This is a genomic window from Melioribacter sulfuriphilus (assembly GCF_051488685.1).
In the GTDB taxonomy this organism is placed as follows: Bacteria; Bacteroidota; Ignavibacteria; order Ignavibacteriales; family Melioribacteraceae; genus Melioribacter.
In genome coordinates this window covers 158,224-178,689 of sequence record NZ_JBPSEH010000004.1, presented here as the reverse complement: position 1 = coordinate 178,689, position 20,466 = coordinate 158,224, and the positions used below count along the sequence as shown (strand labels likewise).

The following is a 20,466-nucleotide window of genomic DNA, read 5'->3' as shown; positions in this document are numbered from 1 at the left end:
AAAACAAGTTAAGTATGGAGGTTACGATGGCTGAATTAAAGATGCCAGAAATTAACAGTGTTATTGTTGCAGGAAATTTAACCAAAGATCCTGTGTTCAGACAAACATCCAACAACACACCTGTAGTTAATTTTCACATAGCTGCAAATAGAAGATACAAAGATAGCAGCAATCAATGGCAGGAAGATGTATGTTATGTTGGAGTAGTAGCATGGAACAAACTGGCAGACAGTTGCAGAGACAGATTGAAAAAAGGAAGTGCTGTTTTAATTGACGGCGAATTACAGAGCAGAACTTTCAAAACAGAAGACGGCCGCAATAGAACTATAGTTGAAATCAAAGCCAAGAGAATTCAATTTCTTAATAAATTCAGCAAAGCACAAAACAACGGAGAAGACACTTCGGATAACGACAGTATAGTTGACGAGAACGAAGATTCTAGCTTTGAAGATAATTCATTCGACAAATTCTTAACCGATGAAGAATCGGATTTAATCAATGGAGAAGAAAATTAGGAGTTATTAATTAAAAAATGAAAACTACCAAAAGAGTAAAACGTGTAATTGAAGGATACATCGATTATAAAGATTCCAAACAGCTCCAGAAATTCCTGACCGACCAGGGAAAAATTATTCCACGTCGCATTACCGGTCTGAGTGCAAAGCAGCACAGAGAATTGGTCAGAGCTATCAAAAGAGCAAGACATCTGGCTATTTTACCATTTGTATCCGAAGCTGTTAAGTAAAGGAGATAATGATGAAAGTTATACTTAGAAAAAATTTCAGTCAATTGGGTAATGTGGGCGATATAGTCAATGTTAAAGATGGCTATGCCCGTAATTATCTGATTCCCCGACAGATAGCATATCAGGCAACTAAAGGTAACATAAGGGCTTTTGAGGAAGAGAAAAAACAAATTCTCAAAAGAGAAGCTAAGGAATTGGAAAGTGCGCAGGCATTGGCTGCTGAATTGGAAAAAGTATCCATTTCTATCCCTGTAAAAGTCGGAGAAGAAGAAAAAATATTTGGTTCGGTAACTACTCAAATGATTGCCGATGCACTCAAAGAGAAGGGTTTTGACCTCGATAAACGCAAAATCGAAATTACCGAACCGATTAAAGCTTTGGGCATTTATAGCGTTTCAATAAAGCTTCATCCCAGCGTTACAGCTACTGTTAAAATCTGGGTAGTGAGAGAATAGTTTTAGAAAGCCGGCATTTTCAACCGGCTTTCTAAATTTTGTTCCTTTAACTAAAAATTAATTCATCAACTAATTTAAGATCCCGTGATGAAAGAAATAAGATTTAGACTGTTCCTTGTAATCGGTGCAATTGCTCTTTCACTCTATCTCCTCTATCCTACTTACCAGGACTATAGAAATAATATCAAAGTCTCGGAAAAACTTGTTCACATTGAAGATAGCCTAAAGAAGAGCAGCCCGAATTTAACTCCAATTGAAATAAGAGAATTGATTACTACCAAAAAAGACAGTATACTTGCAAATACTCCAGATTATCGATCCGCCCGCGAAAAAAGGATTAAATTGGGTCTCGACCTTCAAGGCGGTATGTATCTTGTCATGGAAGTAAATACAGCTAAACTGCTTGAAAGACTGGCAAAAGATCCCGACGAACAATTCTTAGAAATTCTCAAACAAGCAGAAAAGGAATCTCAAATTTCGGATGAAAATGTGGTAACAATTCTTGCTAGAAAATTGCAAGAAAAGAACATCCGCTTAAGCCGTTACTTCGGTTCAATTCGTGAAGACGACTCCCAGATTATCAGCCGTCTTCAAGAACAGGAATCCGACGCAGTAACAAGAGCTATCGAAATTATTCGCAACAGAGTAGACCAATATGGCGTTTCCGAACCAAATATTCAAAAGCAGGGTTCAAGAAGAATTGTAGTTGAATTGCCCGGTGTCGCCCGAGAAGAAGAAGCTAAAAGACTATTGCAAGGTAGAGCACTCCTCGAATTTAAATTGGTAAAGGACGCCGATTTTGCAATCCCGATAATGAATCGAATCGATGAAGCACTCGCTAAGTCTTTGGGTGTGGATTCTTCCCAAATCAATAATACAGATACTACCAAACAACTTACTGAAGAAGAATTTGCAAAACAACATCCTTTCTTTGCAATAGCACGTTTAGCCGACCCTCAAGGTAGGGTACCCGATGCCTATGTAAAAGAAAACGATAAACAGAAATTGCTTACATACCTGAACCTTGAAGAAGTTAAGAAAGTAATGCCCGATAATATTGAATTTCTTTTTGATGCCAAACCGATCGTAGGGGAAGATGGTGAGAAATATTTTCGTATGTATATGGTAAACAAGACTCCCGAACTTACTGGTGGAGTTATTGTCGATGCACAGGCAAACATTGATCCGACTACATCTGCACCTGTAGTATCTATGCAAATGAATGCGGAAGGAGCACGGGAATGGGCAAGAATTACAGGTTCAAACATTGGCAAAAGGTGTGCAATCGTTCTGGACGGCGTTGTCTATTCGGCTCCTGTAATACAGAGCAAAATTCCTTCAGGAAATTCTCAAATCAGCGGAATTCCAAATTTAGACGAAGCTAAACTACTCGAAATTGTTTTAAAAGCTGGTGCACTACCTGCGCCCGTCGATATAATTGAACAGAGAACAGTTGGACCATCCTTAGGTCAGGACTCGATACGACAGGGTTTCAATTCACTATGGTTAGGTTATACACTCGTTGCAATTTTTATGATTTTCTACTATAAAAAAGCCGGCACTCTGGCAGATATTGGGCTTATTGTGACAGTCTTGTTAATACTGGGTGTCCTGGCAGGATTTCAGGCTACTCTTACTTTACCTGGTATTGCTGGTATCGTATTAACGATGGGAATGGCAGTTGATGCCAATGTTATTATCTACGAAAGAATACGTGAAGAATTAAATACCGGAAAAACCGCACGAGCTGCGGTCGACGCCGGATATAGTCATTCATTCTCAGCTATTATCGACTCGAATATCACAACATTCTTTACCGGGATTATTCTCTACCAGTTTGGTAGCGGACCCATTCAAGGATTTGCGCTTACGTTAATGATAGGTATTCTGACAAGCTTGTTCTCCGCTTTGATCCTGGTGCGTATGATGTTTGACTATATGTTAAACAAAGGACAAAAAATTAATATTGGTTAATTGAGGAGAGGTCAAATAGATGCGACTATTCGAGAATTCAAATATCAACTTTATGTCAAAACGGACAACTTATTACATCCTTTCTTCCGTCATATTATTATTAGGATTAATCAGTATTCTTGTCAGAGGTTTACAGTTTGGTATTGACTTCAAAGGTGGTACTGAAGTAGCACTGGAATTTAGTAAACCGATAGACATTGCAGAAGTTCGTAAAGCAGTAGAAAATATGGGATTGGGTAATGTTGAAGTTAAGACTTTTGGAGGTTCTTTAGGGATACTATTGAGAACTGAATTGCAAGAATTGCCACCAGAAATAATACCTACAGTAAAAAATAAAATTGAATCCATAATAAAAAAAGTGGCCCAGAGCGAAGAATTCAAGTTAATTGACTCATCATTTACAGCATTGACGTATGATTTCCCTAATGCTCAAATTGCAAATCTGGTCTATGACAAACTTTTCGAAGCCGGTTTCCAAACAGCCAAAGCTTCGGTAGAACCTGAAAATACGCAGATCATAGTCAGACTCGGTATTGCAGACTGGATTAAAGAAAATTTTTCTGAATATTTTGTGGACAATCCGTTCAATGTCTTAAAAGAGGATAAGGTTGGTCCAAAAATAGGTCAGGAATTAAAGACAGACGCAATCATCGCCGTAATGTTGTCGCTGCTTGTAATTCTTATCTATCTCGGATTCCGCTTTAAATTTATCTTTGCACTCGGTGCAGTTATAGCTCTATTTCACGATGTGTTAATAACGCTGGGTCTTTTTGCTGCTTTATACGGATTGATACCAGGATTAAATCTGGAAATATCAATCAGTGTTGTCGCTGCATTTCTCACCCTCGTTGGATATTCTATTAACGATACTGTGATTGTTTTCGACAGAGTAAGGGAGGAAATCAAAATTCATAAATCACTTCCTTTAATAGAGAACATAAATAGAGCAATTAATAAAACATTAAGCCGTACAATTATTACGGTTTTAACCACTTTATTAACAGTAATAGTTTTATTAATATTTGGCGGAGAGGTATTAAGAGGTTTTGCTTTTGCGTTATTAATCGGTATGATTACTGGAACCTACTCTTCTATTTTCATCGCGAGCGCATTTGTGCTTGAAATGGCAAACAGGTCAGCCAAAAAAGTTGAATTCTAAAATAAAAGCCGCTGATATCAGCGGCTTTTTTATTTTATCACTTTGGCAACTATGTAAGTTAAATCGTCGCTCTGTTCAGCTCCCTTTGTATGATCATCCAAACTTTCTTTAATAATTCTCATGGCATCATAAGGCGATTCTTCTTTAAAATGTTTTACTAGCTGTTCGAATTTTTCATCTGTGTATTCATTGTTATCCTTGTCCATTGCTTCTGTAATTCCATCGGTATACAAAATAAGGAAATCCCCTTTTTGAAGTTTGATTGTTTCAGATTCATAAGGAATTGTGGTTGGTAAAAAGCCAATAATCATCCCTCCCTTTTTTAGTTTAGTGATTTTACCCTCTCTAATTATGAACGGCGGATTATGACCAGCATTGACATAAGTTAATTCTTTTGACTTTATATTAAATACCGACCAGAAAAAAGTAACGTAATTTCCCATGGTTGTATTTTCAGCAATTAAGTCATTAATTAAATTTGTCGCTCGGTCGAGGGGCAATTTCATTTTACAAATTGTTTTAATAAATGCCTGAAGATTTGCCATCAGCAATGATGCAGGCACTCCTTTACCTGATACGTCTGCTATTGCAATCAATAGATTCTCATCGTCGAGTTGAATAATATCGTAATAATCTCCACCGACAATTTTTGCCGATTCGCTAAATGCAGCAATCTCAATTGTATCAAACTTTGGTATGTATTTAGGAAGTAAATTTTTTTGTATTGTTCGGGCAGTTTCAAGATCTTTTTCCATTCTTTGTTTTTCAAGCGCAGTTTCGAATAGCAATGCATTTTCAATCGATATTATGGCAATACTTCCCAGCGAAGAAATAAATTCTATGTCCGTCTTCTCGTATTTTTTACTATTCTTTCTTTCACCCAGCATAATTAGTCCTTTGGTTTCGCCTTTGATCTGCATTGGCACAATCAATTCAACACCCAATTCGTTCAACGGAATTAATTCGTCTTTAAACTGACGTCCGACTATAACATTATTAATTTTCTTGGCATCACAATTATTCAAAAAAGCTGTTATTTTATTTTTGTCGAATTTCGTTTCGAGTATTTGGTATTTTTCGCCACTACAAATTACAATGGCAAATTCCGAAACTGTCATCTGACCGATTAATGAAAATGCCAGCAGCTTACCAATCGTTTCAATCTTCAATAAGCCGCTGAATTCTTTGCTTAAGTCGAAGAGTGAACTTAATTGATTAACTTTCGAATCAAGTTCCCTGTTGACTCTTTTTAGTTCTTCTACAGTCAGGGAATTCTCAATTGCCGTAGCTCCGATATTGATTATTGTACCCAGAAATTCGATGTCCGTTTTGTTATACTCTTCGCCTATCAATTTTTTACCAAGAAAAATCATACCGATTGTTCCGGTAGTAGAGTTAATTTCCTTACGAATTGCGAACTGACAATTCCTCATAAAATTATCGAGCGTCTCGTCGTTCGAATTTAACTTTTCTGGAATTTTAGGAGCATTGATAAAACCTTTCGTCAGATTTATATATGGCTCCCCCTCCCTGTCAAACAATACGACCATTCCTCTGGATGTATGGAATTTACCCATACATGTCAACAGTATATTGTTGAGTATGAAATTGATATCGAGGCTTGAGTTGATAAGATTGCTGAAATCGACGAGAGCCGATAGATTTCTCAACAAACCAATATTATCGGTTCTATCCATCAAGAGTTCTTAAGATATTTGACTAAAGTTACTCTGTTTTTGCGATTGTCTTCAACAGAATAGACTACCTCATCCATTAGTTTTTTCATCAAATAGATACCGAGACCTCCGACCTTTTTTTGTTTATAAAATTCCTGGACGTCGGGTATCGGGATTAAATTCGGATCGAAGCCGTTGCCTTCGTCTGTAATTGTAACCGTAAATTTATCATTGATAAAGATAATTTTGATATCGATCACGCCTTCGGGCGAGTAGTGATATGCATGCTTTATTATATTTGTACAAGCTTCGTCCACAGCCAGAATAATCTGTTCTACTTCGTCTTCGCCGAAGCCACACTCAAAAGCACTTTCCTTCACAAATTTTCTGACTTTTGCCAGATTTTCCGTGCTGCTGTATACTTTAAGTTGTTTTTGCAATCTGTCGTTTTTCAAGATTTACTCAGCTCATTAAACTTATTAATAGCTTCGTTCTCATCTTTGTAGAATTCGTAAAGGAGGGGAAACCCGAGCAGGTCAAAAATATTATATACGTTTTCTTTAAGATTGGCAAATTTTATATCGCCGTTGTTTTCTCTCATCGTTTCGACATAAGCCATGAACACACCGAGTCCTGCACTGCTTATATAATTTAGTTGATCGAAATTGACTACCACTTTGTATTTATTTTCCTGGATCAATTTGTTGAACACATTTTCAAGCTCTGGAGCTGTGTGAGCATCCAGATAACCTTTTAATTCTACAATGCTAACGGAACCGGCATGCCTCAAGCCGACATTAAAATCTGCCATTTATAATTCTCCGTTTTAATAATTTTATTTACCCCATCTAATGATAACAAGAGTGATATCATCGTGTTGAGTATTGTCTTTCGAAAATAAAGTGATCTCTTTTACAATCTCGTTTGTAATTCCGTCGAGTTTTTTACTACAGTTCGAGGAAATTATCTTTTCAAAACGGTCATAACCAAAGTCTTCATTCATTGAATTTTTAGCTTCTGGAATTCCGTCAGAATAAATTACAAAAAGGTCGCCTTGTTTCAAATTAATTTGTAACTCTTCGAGAGAATTTTCAAATTTATCGGAGTAATCGAGTCCCAAGCCGATACCCTTAGGCAGGAGTCTCGATATTTTCCCACCGCTACAATAAATAATAGGTGTGTGCCCTGCCCTTGCAATTTTAACTTCACCTTTTTCATAATCGAGTATCCCGTATACGGCAGTAACAAAGTTTTTTTTATCCAGGCTATCTTTAAGAATTTCATTTGCTTTAATCAGGAGCTGGGTCGGTGAATTTACAATCTTAGCAAGCGATTCGAAAATCCCCTTCAGTTCGGCCATTATAAACGCTGCGGAAATTCCTTTACCTGATACATCAGCCACAATAAAACCGAGTCTGTTGTCGGAAAGTTCAAAGAAATCATAATAATCTCCGCCCACTTCAAATGCAGGGATAAAGAGAGCAGTTAATTCATACTTATCGGAGACGGGAAACATTACGGGCAATATTTTACGTTGTACGTCTCTGGCAACATCGAGTTCCTTTTCAAGACGTTCTTTTTCAATCGATTCGGCTATAAGTTTGGCATTTTCGAGCGCTACCGAAGCATAATCTGCATATGTTTGAAGAGTATTCTTTTCATCTTTGTCAAAGTCGACTTCGCTGTATCTTGCTGTAAATAAATAGCCGCTCAATTTACTGTGAACATTCAATGGGGCTACGGCGACTGTACGGAAGTCAAATTGATCGTCGATTTCATGCGCATTCGTAATCGAATAGACGCCGTTGACGGAATCTTTCAGAAACAATTCTGCAGCTCGCCGTGCTTCAACATAACCGATATTGTTAACTGCATTTACTTCAATTCCGTCTTCGCTAATTGTTACAAGCCACGCAGCATTTGAATTGCAAATCTTTGTAGTAAAATTAATTATTGAATCAGCCAGTTCCTTAAAATCAAAAACCTGAGTAATCAGTTTTGTAAGATCCATTAGCGAGGAAATTTCTTCGGAACGTCGATCAAAAGCTTCGGCTGTCGGAAGATGAAATAAGGTAGTGAAAAAAATAACGCCGAAATAAATCATGCCATATATCATCACCAGACTAAATACAGAATAAAGTCCTACCGACAGCTTAAACAGAATCATTTTAATTACGCTGCTTTCGCTCAAAAGACCAAAATTAAAACCAAATAATATTGAAAGTATAATTGATATCAGGAGGAGATACAATTTCTGTTTTTTGGTAAGGAATGCAATCCACGATACTTTTAGAGAATTCAAAGAGATAAGCACAATAGTGACAATATAGAATGCATCGTGTATAAAGTCCAAAGACGAATTCAAATTTGCAAGCTCTGAGAAAAAAGTCATTACAAAAAAGAATAACATTGTATTGAAATAGAGCGATTGGTCTTTCTTTTGTCGCAAGTAATAGAGTGTGCGGAATGTTGAAAAGATATATGTAAGAACAATTATGAAAATGTAGTTCGAAACCGTAATAAAAAGAGTATTTACGGCGCCTGTATCTGACTTAATTGAATTGCCATCGTCAAAAGCTGAATTGGCGAGTGAAATAATAAAAAAGACCATTGCACCGAGTATACCCGCATTCAAAACTAACGAAAGCGGTGCATCTTTTCTTAATTCTGTATATGGCGAAATATAATTATAGATGAAGAAAATAGTGAAGAAGACAAGTACTTCATTAAATAATAATATAAATGGATTGGAGTGAATAGGGAAAATAAAATTATAAATCAGAAGAAGAACCGAGACAACAACTGCATTTTCGAGACTGCGGCTTCGTGTTAATTTTATAATACTTTTAAGATTCATGGATTCACTTTTTCTGTTTAGAAACCGAGTCGGCATAACTACGAGCAATCGAGTCGATTTTTCTTCCGAATTCTTCCCAGTCAATCTCATCTTTAGCCCGTACTGCTTTTAACGCAGCTTTAATCATTTCTGAAGGGTCGACGTGATGTCGGCCGTACTTAAATTTTTTCTCAACCGAAACTTTTGCCTCGAGTAGTCTGGGAAGCTCTATTTGAATTCGTTGTAATTCTTCATTCAACTCTCCCATTTCGATTCTGAAATCTTCTGCATCCTTGTAGTAATTTTCCGCATATGGTATGCATACCTTAAATTTATTGGAATCAAAATTGAAGTTTATTTTGGAATGTTCTTTCAATAATTCGAATTTGATATTGCCTGCAGCGGGCACTCCTTTTATGCCGGTATGCATAAATTCCTTGTCTAATGCCTGAGTATCGATTTCTCCCATCGCAAAAAAGACTGTGTCGGGAGTAACAAACAGAAACCTGTTATCACTAACTTTCTGGATATTCTCCACGAAATCTGTTAGTTCTTGCTCTTTTGGCAAGTAATTGTTGGCAAAAAGTATATCAATTTTGTTTTTATCAATCTTCGAAGCAAATTTAATCAAGTCGGCAAGTAATGCTTTTTGAAGTTCAGACAATCTGGGATTGAATGCCAGTGTTTGATTGTCGTCTGTAAGTATTGAATAATAAATTTGTCTTTTATAGTAATCGAGCAGTGAGTCGACTCTCTGCTTCTGGTTTTTGTTTAGTTTGAGATAATCCGTAAATAATTTATAATGGTTTTGTTTAACTTCGGCGGGTAATGTTTTTATTTCGTAGACCACATCACGCTTTGCAGGATCGTCCGATATCATTACAATTTCGTTATTAACTTTGTCGATGGGCAGGTATTTGTAGAGCGCAAAGTTAAAGACATCCTCGTTGCTGATCTCGGTTTTGTAAAAAAGAGGTTTGAGATTCCCTGTATAGAAGGAGATAATATCATTCTGTCTTTCTTCAATAAATTCTTCAATATTTTCTTTGTTGAATTTGAATACCAGCATTAATATGATTGTCAATAAAATGATCGGTAGAATTGGCAGGAATCTTTTAATATTTTCTTTCTGATTTTTGTTCATTATCTATTCATTTCTTTGTAATATGGTTCGAGAATAACTTTCAACGCCTCGCGGGCTCTGAATATTCTCGATTTAATTGTGCCAACTTCGGTATTAAGTTGTTCAGCAATCTCCTTATAAGTAAATCCGTCTATATCTCTTAAAACGAGAGGCACTTTCAGATTTTCAGGTAATCTTTCAATCGCCTTTCTGACAATTTTCTGTAAATCGATATTTTCAGAAAAAGATTTAACACCGTACTGGCGATCGGTATCTTCAAGCGGTGAAAAAATGCTGCGCACTCTTTTCTTCCTCAAGTAATCGTGACATCTGTTTACGGTAATTCTATAAATCCAGGTTGTAAATTTAGATTCAAACCGGAAGTCTTTCAGTTTATTATAAACGTTTATAAAAACATCCTGTGAAATATCGTCAACAAACTCATTGTCGCCCAAAGTAAGAAAGACAAGATTTCTTACTTTGTCTTTATGCTTCAAAACAAGAACTCTAAATACCGACTCGTCTCCGTTAATAAACTTTTCAATCAGCTCAAAGTCTTCATCGTGCAGATTATCAATCTTCTCTTCATTATTATTAAGCAAAGTCATAGTTTTAGACGTTGTAAAAAAATTAATGTTTCTCTTGAGGAAATATTTCTTTATTTTTACAATAGTATTCGATAATTTAGATACTAATATAATTATTAATAATGAATAATCTGCAAATCGAGTAATAATAGAATTGATAAATTTAAGGAGAACTCATGAAAATTAACACATATGAAAAATACGGAGCAGTAGTAATCGAGTTAAAAGGGAATGTAATGGGCGGGCCGGAAGCTCAGGAATTCAGCGATTTACTGCACAAACTCCTTGACGAAGGTAAAAAAAATGTAGTTGTCGACCTCTCCGGTTGTAAATTTATGAACAGTTCAGGGCTCGGTATGCTTATAAGCGGATATACCACGATGAAAAATGGCGGTGGTAACTTTAAACTTGCTAACGCTACCGATAAAATCGAAAGTCTACTGGTAATTACCAAACTAATAACTATTTTCGAGCATTATCAATCTGTTGAGGAAGCTGTAAAAAGTTTTTCCGAAAAATAATTTCCTAATTCCGTTTTATTCTTGATAGTACGGGGAAGGGGAAATTTAATAGTTTGTGGTTTACCCACCTTTTTATAATTAATGGAGATAAAGATGAGCGTTACCGTAATAGTTGGTAGCCAATGGGGTGACGAAGGCAAAGGCAAAGTTGTTGATATACTTTCAGAACGATACGACATTGTAGCCCGTTATCAGGGCGGGGCAAACGCAGGACATACCGTTCAGGTAGGCGATAAACAATACATTCTCCATTTGATCCCATCCGGTATATTACGCGAAAATATTATTTGTGTTATAGGAAACGGAGTAGTAATCGACCCGAAAGCTTTACTCGAGGAAATAAAACTGCTCGAAGAGATGGGAATCAATATAAAGGGCCGATTATTTATTAGTCATAATGCTCATCTTATAATGCCCTATCATAAATTGCTCGATTCATTAAATGAAAGCAGTTCAACAAAAATCGGTACCACAGGCAGAGGCATTGGTCCATGTTATATCGATAAATATGCACGCAAAGGAATTAAAATCGTCGACTTGCTCGATAAGAAAGTGTTAGAAGAAAAAATTAAAATAAATCTCGAAGAAAAAAATGCCATAATTCGAAAAATCTATAATCGCGAGGAACTGGACGTCGACGAGATTATTAAAGAATATACTGACTTCGACCGAAAAATTGATCAATATATAACCGATACATCAGTGCTTTTAAACAATGCAATAAATGAAGGCAAATCAATTCTGCTCGAAGGAGCACAAGGTACATTACTCGATGTCGATTTCGGCACATACCCGTATGTAACTTCTTCAAATCCGACATCAGGCGGTGCAGCAACTGGTACGGGAATTCCACCCACGAAAATTGATTCGGTTATTGGTATTGTAAAAGCTTATACTACACGAGTAGGGCTTGGACCTTTCCCTACCGAGTTGAAAGGAGATCAAGCTGAAGAATTACGTAAGGCTGGTATTGAGTTCGGCGCTACGACCGGCAGACCACGACGCTGCGGCTGGTACGATGCATTCTTGGTTAATTATTCAAGAATGATTAACGGTATCGAAAGAGCTGCCATTACCAAACTCGACGTACTCAGCTACCTCGACGAAATTAAAGTGTGTGTCGGCTACGAAATTAACGGCAAGAAACTTAAGTCGTATCCTACGGATGTCAATAGATTGGAAAATGTAACTCCCGTTTATGAAACACTCAAAGGATGGAAAAAAGACATATCAAAAATTAAATATTACGACGACCTTCCTTCGGAAGCAAAAGAGTATTTAACATTTATATCTCAACAGAGCGGATTTGAAATCAAAATGATTTCAGTAGGTCCCGCAAGAAGTCAAACTATTGAATTATAATATTTCTTCCACTTACGGAAGAACGTTATGAATAAATTGAGCAACTCGACAACATCAAAAATTAAGTTTGCTCTCCTCTTTATTGGTTCACTAATAGCTCTCGGCACCTGGTATTACACACAGTATCTCGTCAATAAATTGCAGGAAAGAGAAAAGGAGATAATTCAGTTATACGCAAACAGTCTGGAATATATAGCACGTCCCGACGAAACTGGGAGCGACATTACATTTATATTCCAGAATCTGATACAGCGAATCGATTTTCCTCTCATCCTAACCGACGCTCAAGGCAATATCGTTTCTACTGAAGCAGGCATCGGTTATAAGAATATCTATTTCGAGCCCAACATACCGAAAGAGAAATTATTCGAATTACTCACTGAAATGTTAAAAGAACTTAAGAGTGAACATCCCCCCATCGAAATAAAAGCTCCTGACGGAAAGGTAATACAGTTAATTTATTATGGCGATTCCACTGTGGTTCGTAAATTACGTTATTATCCATACCTTCAAATTCTTTTTGCGATTGTTTTCATACTGATAGCATATACTGGATTTAACTTTATCCGCAAAAACGAACAGAGCCGCATCTGGGTAGGTATGTCGAAAGAAACCGCACACCAACTGGGCACGCCGATTTCTAGTCTTATGGGCTGGAATGAAATCCTCAGAATCAATTATGACAACCCCGATAAAGTACTTGATATAGTAGACGAAATTTCGAACGATCTCGAACGCCTGAACAAGATTACGATGCGTTTTTCAAAAATTGGCTCCAAACCTGAGTTAAAAGTTGAATCGCCCTATGAAATAATTGAAAACGTAATTCGATATTTCGAACGACGCCTGCCACATATAGGTAAGAACATCAATATTTCAATAACGGGCGATGCTTCGTTAAAGGCTCTTCTCAATAAAGAATTATTCGAATGGGTAATCGAAAATTTGATTAAAAATGCTCTCGACGCCATCGAAAACGAAAACGGGTCGATCGAATTCAACATCAAACAAAAAAACGATTTACTCGTAATCGACATTAAAGACACAGGCAAAGGAATTGAAGCACGTAATAAAAAAGAAGTTTTCAAACCTGGTTATTCGACAAAGAAAAGAGGTTGGGGTTTGGGTTTAAGCCTTTCGAAAAGAATTATTGAAAATTATCACGACGGTAAAATCTTTGTAAAAGAATCGATAATAAATAAAGGTACTACCTTCAGAATCATTCTAAAAAGAAATATTTAACTTTTTTTTATCGCTACTTTTACCACTACCATTCATAAGAAAAAATTTCTGCATTTTTTTAATTTTTGAAAAATATTCGGACTTTGGATAGGATTATATGAGCAATAAAACAATTTTAATTTGGCACGCTCCTTGTGGAAATTAAATTAAGTATACATAACTTACATAACCCTCCTAAAAACTAACCTCGCTGCTATGGTGTCGCCCTCCACCATAGCAGTGTTTTTTTTAAATAGAATTTGGTTAAATTTGTCACTTCATTATCAATCATATTGGAAATAAGATGAGCTCTAATCACAGTAAACGCCCATCGTGGGACGAGTACTTTTTAAAGGTTGCAATGCTTGTTTCGGAAAGAGCTACTTGTCTAAGGATGCATTGCGGATGCGTACTTGTAAAAGATAAGCAAATTTTATCGACAGGTTATAACGGTTCTATTCCGGGCGACGACCACTGTGAAGATGTAGGTTGTTTAGTAATCGACAATCATTGTGTAAGAACCATCCATGCCGAAATGAATGCTCTCTTGCAATGTTCTTCACACGGAATTAGTACTCAAGGCGCTACGGCTTATGTAACTAACATGCCGTGTACCAATTGTGCCAAAGCACTCATTACAGCCGGAATTAAAGAAGTTGTAATATTTTCAGATTATCATGATACACTTGCAGAAGAATTTTTCAAACGTGCTCATGTTGAATTGAAAAGACTGCCAATGCCGGAAAAAATCATTAAATACGATATCGAGAATTTTACCTCCATTAAAAAATAAAAAGTTACGAGAAATGAAACTCACAAAAGAATATATAAAGAAATATTTCAAGAGTGAAAACTTCTTCAATCGGGAATTGAGCTGGCTGGAATTTAACAGACGTGTACTCGAAGAAGCTACCAATCCGAATCTGCCTCTACTCGAAAGAGTAAAGTTCATCTCCATCTTCTTTTCGAATCTCGACGAATTTTATATGATTCGTGTTTCTGGTTTGAAAGAGCAAATTAGAGCGCGGGTTTTTGAAACTTCAATTGACGGACTTACGCCGTTAGAACAGCTCGCAAAAATTGAAGAAACCGTCCAGCCTATGGTTAAACAAATTTACAATTACTGGCACACGACAGTAATTCCTGAGCTTAGAGACAATAACATTTATATTTGCGACATCAATGAACTGACACAAGAAGAAAAAGATGGTCTTAACAAATATTTTCTGAAAGAAATTTATCCCGTTCTTACTCCACTTGCATTTGACCCTGGAAGACCGTTTCCATACATATCGAATCTCAGTCTTAGCTTTGCAATTCTGGTAAAAAAACCAGATGGCGAGAAACATTTTGCCAGAGTAAAAATTCCGAGCATTTTACCGAGACTTTTGAGAATCGACCATATTATTGGTTGTAATTCTTCTTCTCAGAATAGTAATACTATTAAATACGTGTGGATTGGCGATCTTATAAAGTCCAATTTACACATCCTTTTTCCGGGACTCGATGTTGTAGAAGCATATCGATTCAGAATTACACGAAATACCGATCTCGAAATTCAGGAAGACGAAGCCGACGACTTGCTGCAGTTAATCGAAGAAAATATTCGCCTGCGAAAGTTTGGTTCTGTAGTAAGACTTGAAGTCGAAAGCAATATGCCTGATTATATGCTCGATACACTCGTCGAAAATCTCGAGATAACACGCAACGATGTACACATTATTGACGGCAATCTGGGACTTGCCGATTTAATGATTTTATACGACCTATCACTCCCCCACTTGAAAGAAAAACCTTTTTATCCAGCGCCTTCTATTAATCTTGATGAGGAAGAAAATATTTTTTCGTTAATTGCGAAGAAAGACATTCTTTTAAATCATCCTTATGAATCATTCACGCCAGTGGTGGATTTTATTAAAGAAGCTTCGAGAGATCCCGACGTTCTGGCAATAAAACAAACACTTTACAGAATAGGCCAGAATTCACCTATTGTAAAATACCTGATAGAAGCTGCTGAAAGCAAAAAGCAGGTAGCCGTTCTTGTAGAATTAAAAGCACGATTTGACGAAGAGAATAATATATACTGGGCTCGAGAACTCGAAAAAGCCGGTGTGCATGTTGTATATGGACTTGTTGGTCTTAAAACACATGCAAAAATGACGCTCGTTGTTCGCAAAGAACCTGATGGCGTTAAACGATATGTGCATCTTAGCACCGGCAATTATAATACAACAACTGCAAAGTTATATACCGACTTAGGACTTTTCACTGCCGACGAAGAAATTTGCGCCGATGTTTCGGAAATTTTTAATTATCTGACCGGATACTCCGAACAAAAAAAATTCAGGAAATTGTCGGTTGCCCCAGTAAACAAAAGACAAACGTTTTTGGAGCTTATAAACCGTGAAATAGTGAATGTAAAATCGGGTGGCAAAGGTAGGATGATTTTCAAGCTCAATTCGCTGGTCGATCCGATAATAATAGCCTCACTTTACGAAGCTTCTAATCAAGGGGTAAAGATTGATCTAATTGTAAGAGGAATTTGTTGCCTGGTACCACAAGTTCCAGGTTTGAGTGAAAATATTAGAGTAATCAGTATAGTCGGCCGTTTTCTGGAACACAATAGAATCTATTACTTCTACAACAACGGAAATGAAGAACTTTATTTGAGCAGTGCGGATTTAATGCAAAGGAATCTCGATAGACGCGTCGAAGTTACATTCCCTGTAGAAGATCCCAAACTGCGTAAATTCATAAAAGAGAAAATTCTAAATACATGCTTGCGGGACAATCAAAAAGCAAGAATTTTATTGCCTACAGGCAAGTATGTATTTAATCATCCGGTTTATACGGAAAAACCTTTAAATCATCAAGAATACTTAATTAAATATGTAACCCAAGCACACATGAAATCTACCCAAGCAAAGAATAAATAATCAGGCAAAGAAATTCCACAGCTGCGTAGTAGTATAGCAGGCCAGCAAGCCTAAAGCTATCGGTAGTAATGTTGCAACCACAGTCCATTTAATACTCTTAGTTTCTTTATAGATGGTGTAAATAGTAGTAGAACAAGGATTATGTAATAAACTGATTAACATCAAATTAATTCCCGTCAAAGCCGTCCACCCTCCAAGTTTTAACAATTCAGCTACATCTGCCGGATTATCCATTTCGAACATCACACCTGCGCCTGCTCCTACTCCACTTATTTTCAAAGATAAAACTGTCAACATTAATATTGTCGGTATCACAATTTCATTAGCAGGGATTGCTATTATATAAGCTAAAATTATTACACCATTCAATCCAATCAACATAGCATAAGGATTAGCCCAGTCGATAAAATGTTCGGCTATGCTAATGCCATCTATATTAATATTTGCAACTGACCAGATTACTATGCCCGCTGGAAATGCAAATACAATAGCCCGCCATAAAACAAATATTGTACGGTCAATCAATGATGTATACAAAATTTGCAGTATTCTCGGCGGCCGATAAGGTGGCAATTCAAGACTGAATGCAGAAGGCTCGCCCTTCAATACAGTGCGCGTAAGTCCCCATGATACTACCAAACTGAGAACTACTCCTAAAACAGCAATAGCGACAACTGCCCCTGCTGATGCAATACCTGCTAAATATGGCGGCACGAGATTACCTATAAATATGGATGCAATCAAAATTTGCGTAGGCCATCTTCCGTTACAAAGCGAAAAATTGTTAGTAATAATTGCAATTAATCTCTCACGAGGACTATCGATTATACGGGCAGCAATAACTCCTGCGGCGTTACAACCGAATCCCATACTCATTGTAAGTGCCTGCTTTCCGTGAGCGCCTACCCGTTTATATATTCCATCCATATTGAATGCAACTCGCGGCAGATATCCAAAATCCTCGAGTAGAGTAAATAACGGGAAAAAGATTGCCATAGGCGGTAACATTACACTTACAACCCATGCAACCGCCAGATATCCACCGTCAATTAATGCACCTGTAAGCCATTCAGGTGAGGATAACGAAACAAATAAATTTTTTATTAAAGGATGAAGAGTATCAACCAAAACTGTCGCCAGGAAAGAGGAAGGATAATTTGCCCCGACAATCGTTATCCAGAATACGATAGCCATCAGTAAAAACATTATTGGTAATCCCGTCCATTTGTTCGTAACAATCTTATCAATTAAATAATCGATATTTTTACGGGATATTTTATCTGCATCATTTTTACTTACAACTTTTCTGCTTATTTCTTCGGCGCTTTTATAGATGCTTTCTAAAAGCGAATCGTGTAAGTTTTCACCAACTTCCCACCGAAGTTTTTCGGCTTCTTCGATAATTAATTCACGTTCGTTTTTCATGGATCAACCTTCCATCTCTTCTAAAATTAATTTACCTATTTCCCCACTGCGTACTGCGTCAATTATTTTCTGGTCGCCCTCAAGTAATCGCAGGGCAATCCAGCGTGTATTAGGGAGCTCGGGGAACAAGGCTTTAATTTTACTTTCTAATTTTTCGACTGCCGGCGCCACATTTTTGAAATTTGTATTTACTCTGTATGGCTTACATTTAATTTCTCCTGTAACAACTTTATGGATAGTTTCTAGTAATTCAGGTATTCCCTCCTTCTGACGTGCGGCAGTTGGGACTACTGGAATACCGAGAATCTCCGAGAGCTTTATGTGATCAACTTTTATATTATGCCTTCTTGCTTCATCAATTAAATTAAGACATAAGATGGCGCGATCTGTTATTTCGAGTACCTGGAGTGTCAAATTTAAATTGCGTTCCAAGCGCGTGGCATCGGCTACTATTATTGTTACATCCGGTTTGCTAAACAGAATAAAATCCCGTGCAATTTCTTCGTCTGTACTCGTAGACAGGAGCGAATATGTTCCTGGTAAATCGACAATTTTGTATTTGTGTCCCAAATAACTAAATGCCCCCTCAGTTCTTGTAACTGTTTTACCAGGCCAATTACCGGTATGCTGTTGCAAGCCCGTCAAACTGTTAAATACAGTACTTTTCCCGGTGTTCGGATTCCCTGCTAAAGCAATAATAAAATCCACATTGGTCATGTCGATACCGAGTTTTACCAAATTCTTTGAATCGTGAGTAGTATTCATTTATCTTTCCCGATTTTTCTTATAAATATATAATCCGATTGATTTTTACGTAAAGCAATCAGAGTACTTCTCAATTCGTAAGCTACGGGGTCATTACCAAGACTTTTCAAGACGGCTCGAATGCGTGTGCCCGGCACAATCCCGAAATCAAGTAATCGCCTTCTTTGCATTCCTCTCAATGCCTTTGAAATTCCGACAACCTCGGCTTCCTCACCTACTTCGAGACTCGATAAGGGTAGGTAATCCTGTTTAATAATCTCATCTTTATTTAGTGGTACGATAGAAATGTTATCCGCCGCTTCATTCGAAATAAATTGATGCTTGCCATCGCCTTTTATTTCGATACCACCCTCGAATTTATCTTTTATTTGAATTTGCATACCAGGATAAATACCAGATTCTGAAATCTCCTTGTACAAATTTTTAGGTTCATCTTCGATATGAACTATATTGCCAAAATCATTGATTTCCAACTTTGACAAAGGAATACCGTTATGTGAATAAATTTCTCCTTTTGCTGTAGGAATTGGGTCACCGTGAGGATCTCGCAAAGGATTACCAAGTTGAGCCGCAAGTTCTCTGGCTTTGTCATCATCAATTTGATGCTCTTTTTCCTCGGCTATTTTATGCCATTCGGTTTCGTTTATACTCGTGTTTTCTGCAAAGTATTTTTCAAGCAGACGGTGAACCCTCACAATTTTTAAAGCATAGGAACGGCCATTTTTTGTAAGTTTTTGTTTGCCATCTACATTCTGAGTAAGCCCACTGGCTTCAAGCTTTTTAATTAATCTCGCTGCTCGTTTGGTGGATATTGACAATACTTTCGAGAGTGTATTCTCATCAGTTTCAATACTTGTTTCTTCAGAATTATAAAGATGTTTCAGTGTATCTTCAATTAATTCCTTGTCAGAAATTTCCCACCTTCTGCCCAACAATTTTTTAATCCATATTGCCATCAGCACAACTAATACTGTTAATATAAAATAAAGAACCATCACATTTCCCCCTTGGTTAATTCTTTCACAAGCAGGTTACTTGCGGCTTTTTCACTTAAAATAGTCTCTTTCTTGCCATAATTTATTTTGATCGAATTGTCGTATCGAATTCTGTCGATAAATTCAAACTCAGTATCCAATAGCAAACCAATGTCTGTTAAATATTTAATTAGATCGACATCTTTGTCATCTACCTGCTTTAATTTATATCTTTTGCCTTCGGTACACTCGAGCATTGGAATCAACATATCGGCGCCTTCAATAGTCCCATCTTTTTTCGGTATAGGATGACCGTGAGGGTCAAACCTCGGATAACCCAGATATGAATCGATTTTGTCGATTAAATATTCCGAAGTGTGATGCTCCAGTCTTTCCGCTTCATCGTGCAATTTACTCCATGGAATTTCTAGTACCGATTGCAAAAACAGCTCCCAAAGACGGTGTTTTCTGAGCACTTTCAATGCTTCGTGTTCACCTCGCCTCGTCAATTTCATCCCTTTATATTTCTCGTATATTATCAAACCTTCTTTAGAAAGCTTTTTTGCCATGTCGCTTATAGCAGAGTTAGATACATTTAATTCCTTAGCTATCTGCGAGGTTGAAGCTGCAATGCCACGTGCATTGTAATTGTAAATTAATTTCAGATAATTTTCTTTCGAAATAGTCGTCATAAGCAAATTTTTTTG

The 20,466-nt window shown here is 37.0% G+C and carries 18 protein-coding genes and 1 pseudogene; 10 read left to right on the top strand and 9 right to left on the bottom strand.

The window, feature by feature from the left end; genetic code table 11:
* Nucleotides 1–26 precede the first annotated feature (26 nt).
* The 5 genes from ACSSV9_RS07255 to secF all read left to right on the top strand — a co-directional run bounded on the left by ACSSV9_RS07255 (nt 27) and on the right by secF (nt 4,333).
* A complete protein-coding gene (locus ACSSV9_RS07255) occupies nt 27–515 on the top strand; it encodes a single-stranded DNA-binding protein (protein ID WP_437346577.1) in 489 nt (162 codons plus the stop codon).
* Nucleotides 516–532: 17 nt separating this feature from the next.
* Nucleotides 533–745, top strand: a complete 213-nt coding sequence (gene rpsR, locus ACSSV9_RS07250; protein ID WP_014856529.1) for a 30S ribosomal protein S18 — start codon at nt 533–535, stop codon at nt 743–745.
* A gap of 11 nt (nt 746–756) precedes the next feature.
* On the top strand, nt 757–1,200 hold the full coding sequence (gene rplI / locus ACSSV9_RS07245) for a 50S ribosomal protein L9 (RefSeq protein ID WP_437346576.1): 444 nt from the start codon (nt 757–759) through the stop codon (nt 1,198–1,200).
* A gap of 87 nt (nt 1,201–1,287) precedes the next feature.
* Nucleotides 1,288–3,174, top strand: coding sequence for a protein translocase subunit SecD (gene secD / locus ACSSV9_RS07240; RefSeq protein ID WP_437346575.1), 1,887 nt, complete (start codon nt 1,288–1,290; stop codon nt 3,172–3,174).
* A 52-nt stretch (nt 3,175–3,226) separates the two neighbouring features.
* Entirely contained in the window at nt 3,227–4,333 is a 1,107-nt protein-coding gene (gene secF / locus ACSSV9_RS07235) for a protein translocase subunit SecF (protein ID WP_437346574.1), read from the top strand.
* A 29-nt stretch (nt 4,334–4,362) separates the two neighbouring features.
* Here secF and ACSSV9_RS07230 read toward each other — a convergent pair whose 3' ends face one another.
* The 6 genes from ACSSV9_RS07230 to ACSSV9_RS07205 are packed head-to-tail and all read right to left on the bottom strand — an operon-like array spanning nt 4,363 to nt 10,576.
* Entirely contained in the window at nt 4,363–6,030 is a 1,668-nt protein-coding gene (locus tag ACSSV9_RS07230; protein ID WP_437346573.1) for a PP2C family protein-serine/threonine phosphatase, read from the bottom strand.
* Nucleotides 6,030–6,464 carry an ATP-binding protein gene (locus tag ACSSV9_RS07225; protein ID WP_437346572.1) on the bottom strand — a complete coding sequence of 145 codons (435 nt, stop codon included), beginning with the start codon at nt 6,462–6,464 and terminating at the stop codon, nt 6,030–6,032. Before ACSSV9_RS07225 ends, ACSSV9_RS07230 begins: the two co-directional genes overlap by 1 nt.
* Nucleotides 6,461–6,820, bottom strand: coding sequence for an STAS domain-containing protein (locus tag ACSSV9_RS07220; RefSeq protein WP_437346571.1), 360 nt, complete (start codon nt 6,818–6,820; stop codon nt 6,461–6,463). The genes ACSSV9_RS07225 and ACSSV9_RS07220 overlap by 4 nt, the downstream gene beginning before the upstream one ends.
* Before the next feature lie 24 nt (nt 6,821–6,844).
* Nucleotides 6,845–8,866, bottom strand: coding sequence for a PP2C family protein-serine/threonine phosphatase (locus ACSSV9_RS07215; RefSeq protein ID WP_437346570.1), 2,022 nt, complete (start codon nt 8,864–8,866; stop codon nt 6,845–6,847).
* Between the two features lie 4 nt (nt 8,867–8,870).
* Nucleotides 8,871–9,989 carry a hypothetical protein gene (locus tag ACSSV9_RS07210; RefSeq protein ID WP_437346569.1) on the bottom strand — a complete coding sequence of 373 codons (1,119 nt, stop codon included), beginning with the start codon at nt 9,987–9,989 and terminating at the stop codon, nt 8,871–8,873.
* The gene (locus ACSSV9_RS07205; RefSeq protein ID WP_437346568.1) at nt 9,989–10,576 is read right to left on the bottom strand and encodes an RNA polymerase sigma factor; all 588 of its coding nucleotides are present in this window, start codon (nt 10,574–10,576) and stop codon (nt 9,989–9,991) included. The genes ACSSV9_RS07210 and ACSSV9_RS07205 overlap by 1 nt, the downstream gene beginning before the upstream one ends.
* 155 nt (nt 10,577–10,731) lie before the next feature.
* On the opposite strand from ACSSV9_RS07205, the gene ACSSV9_RS07200 reads away from it, so the two are divergent.
* From ACSSV9_RS07200 to ppk1, 5 genes are all read left to right on the top strand, one after another.
* Nucleotides 10,732–11,076: an STAS domain-containing protein gene (locus ACSSV9_RS07200; RefSeq protein WP_437346567.1), complete on the top strand. Its 345-nt coding sequence runs from the start codon at nt 10,732–10,734 to the stop codon at nt 11,074–11,076.
* A gap of 93 nt (nt 11,077–11,169) precedes the next feature.
* Nucleotides 11,170–12,438 carry an adenylosuccinate synthase gene (locus ACSSV9_RS07195; protein WP_437346566.1) on the top strand — a complete coding sequence of 423 codons (1,269 nt, stop codon included), beginning with the start codon at nt 11,170–11,172 and terminating at the stop codon, nt 12,436–12,438.
* Nucleotides 12,439–12,465: 27 nt separating this feature from the next.
* Nucleotides 12,466–13,680 (top strand): sensor histidine kinase, encoded by a 1,215-nt coding sequence (locus ACSSV9_RS07190; protein WP_437346565.1) that lies wholly within the window; start codon nt 12,466–12,468, stop codon nt 13,678–13,680.
* A 283-nt stretch (nt 13,681–13,963) separates the two neighbouring features.
* A complete protein-coding gene (locus ACSSV9_RS07185) occupies nt 13,964–14,452 on the top strand; it encodes a deoxycytidylate deaminase (protein WP_437346564.1) in 489 nt (162 codons plus the stop codon).
* 13 nt (nt 14,453–14,465) lie between these two features.
* Nucleotides 14,466–16,595: a polyphosphate kinase 1 gene (gene ppk1, locus ACSSV9_RS07180; RefSeq protein ID WP_437346563.1), complete on the top strand. Its 2,130-nt coding sequence runs from the start codon at nt 14,466–14,468 to the stop codon at nt 16,593–16,595.
* Here the strand turns inward: ppk1 and feoB are convergent.
* From feoB to ACSSV9_RS07165, 3 genes and pseudogenes are all read right to left on the bottom strand, one after another.
* A pseudogene (feoB, locus tag ACSSV9_RS07175) lies at nt 16,596–18,785 on the bottom strand (ferrous iron transport protein B).
* Nucleotides 18,782–19,780 carry a metal-dependent transcriptional regulator gene (locus tag ACSSV9_RS07170; protein ID WP_437346672.1) on the bottom strand — a complete coding sequence of 333 codons (999 nt, stop codon included), beginning with the start codon at nt 19,778–19,780 and terminating at the stop codon, nt 18,782–18,784. Before ACSSV9_RS07170 ends, feoB begins: the two are co-directional and overlap by 4 nt.
* Nucleotides 19,780–20,451, bottom strand: coding sequence for a metal-dependent transcriptional regulator (locus ACSSV9_RS07165; RefSeq protein WP_437346562.1), 672 nt, complete (start codon nt 20,449–20,451; stop codon nt 19,780–19,782). Before ACSSV9_RS07165 ends, ACSSV9_RS07170 begins: the two co-directional genes overlap by 1 nt.
* Nucleotides 20,452–20,466 lie beyond the last annotated feature (15 nt).

Bases quoted from the DNA above. Each gene is read 5' to 3' on its own strand.
- ACSSV9_RS07255 (WP_437346577.1), top strand. From the start codon at position 27: ATGGCTGAATTAAAGATGCCAGAAATTAACAGTGTTATTGTTGCAGGA.
- rplI (WP_437346576.1), top strand. From the start codon at position 757: ATGAAAGTTATACTTAGAAAAAATTTCAGTCAATTGGGTAATGTGGGC.
- ACSSV9_RS07230 (WP_437346573.1), bottom strand. From the start codon at position 6,030: ATGGATAGAACCGATAATATTGGTTTGTTGAGAAATCTATCGGCTCTC.
- secF (WP_437346574.1), top strand. From the start codon at position 3,227: ATGTCAAAACGGACAACTTATTACATCCTTTCTTCCGTCATATTATTA.
- ACSSV9_RS07210 (WP_437346569.1), bottom strand. From the start codon at position 9,989: ATGAACAAAAATCAGAAAGAAAATATTAAAAGATTCCTGCCAATTCTA.
- ACSSV9_RS07195 (WP_437346566.1), top strand. From the start codon at position 11,170: ATGAGCGTTACCGTAATAGTTGGTAGCCAATGGGGTGACGAAGGCAAA.
- ACSSV9_RS07200 (WP_437346567.1), top strand. From the start codon at position 10,732: ATGAAAATTAACACATATGAAAAATACGGAGCAGTAGTAATCGAGTTA.
- rpsR (WP_014856529.1), top strand. From the start codon at position 533: ATGAAAACTACCAAAAGAGTAAAACGTGTAATTGAAGGATACATCGAT.
- secD (WP_437346575.1), top strand. From the start codon at position 1,288: ATGAAAGAAATAAGATTTAGACTGTTCCTTGTAATCGGTGCAATTGCT.
- ACSSV9_RS07190 (WP_437346565.1), top strand. From the start codon at position 12,466: ATGAATAAATTGAGCAACTCGACAACATCAAAAATTAAGTTTGCTCTC.
- ACSSV9_RS07215 (WP_437346570.1), bottom strand. From the start codon at position 8,866: ATGAATCTTAAAAGTATTATAAAATTAACACGAAGCCGCAGTCTCGAA.
- ACSSV9_RS07220 (WP_437346571.1), bottom strand. From the start codon at position 6,820: ATGGCAGATTTTAATGTCGGCTTGAGGCATGCCGGTTCCGTTAGCATT.
- ACSSV9_RS07185 (WP_437346564.1), top strand. From the start codon at position 13,964: ATGAGCTCTAATCACAGTAAACGCCCATCGTGGGACGAGTACTTTTTA.
- ACSSV9_RS07205 (WP_437346568.1), bottom strand. From the start codon at position 10,576: ATGACTTTGCTTAATAATAATGAAGAGAAGATTGATAATCTGCACGAT.
- ppk1 (WP_437346563.1), top strand. From the start codon at position 14,466: ATGAAACTCACAAAAGAATATATAAAGAAATATTTCAAGAGTGAAAAC.
- ACSSV9_RS07165 (WP_437346562.1), bottom strand. From the start codon at position 20,451: ATGACGACTATTTCGAAAGAAAATTATCTGAAATTAATTTACAATTAC.
- ACSSV9_RS07170 (WP_437346672.1), bottom strand. From the start codon at position 19,780: ATGGTTCTTTATTTTATATTAACAGTATTAGTTGTGCTGATGGCAATA.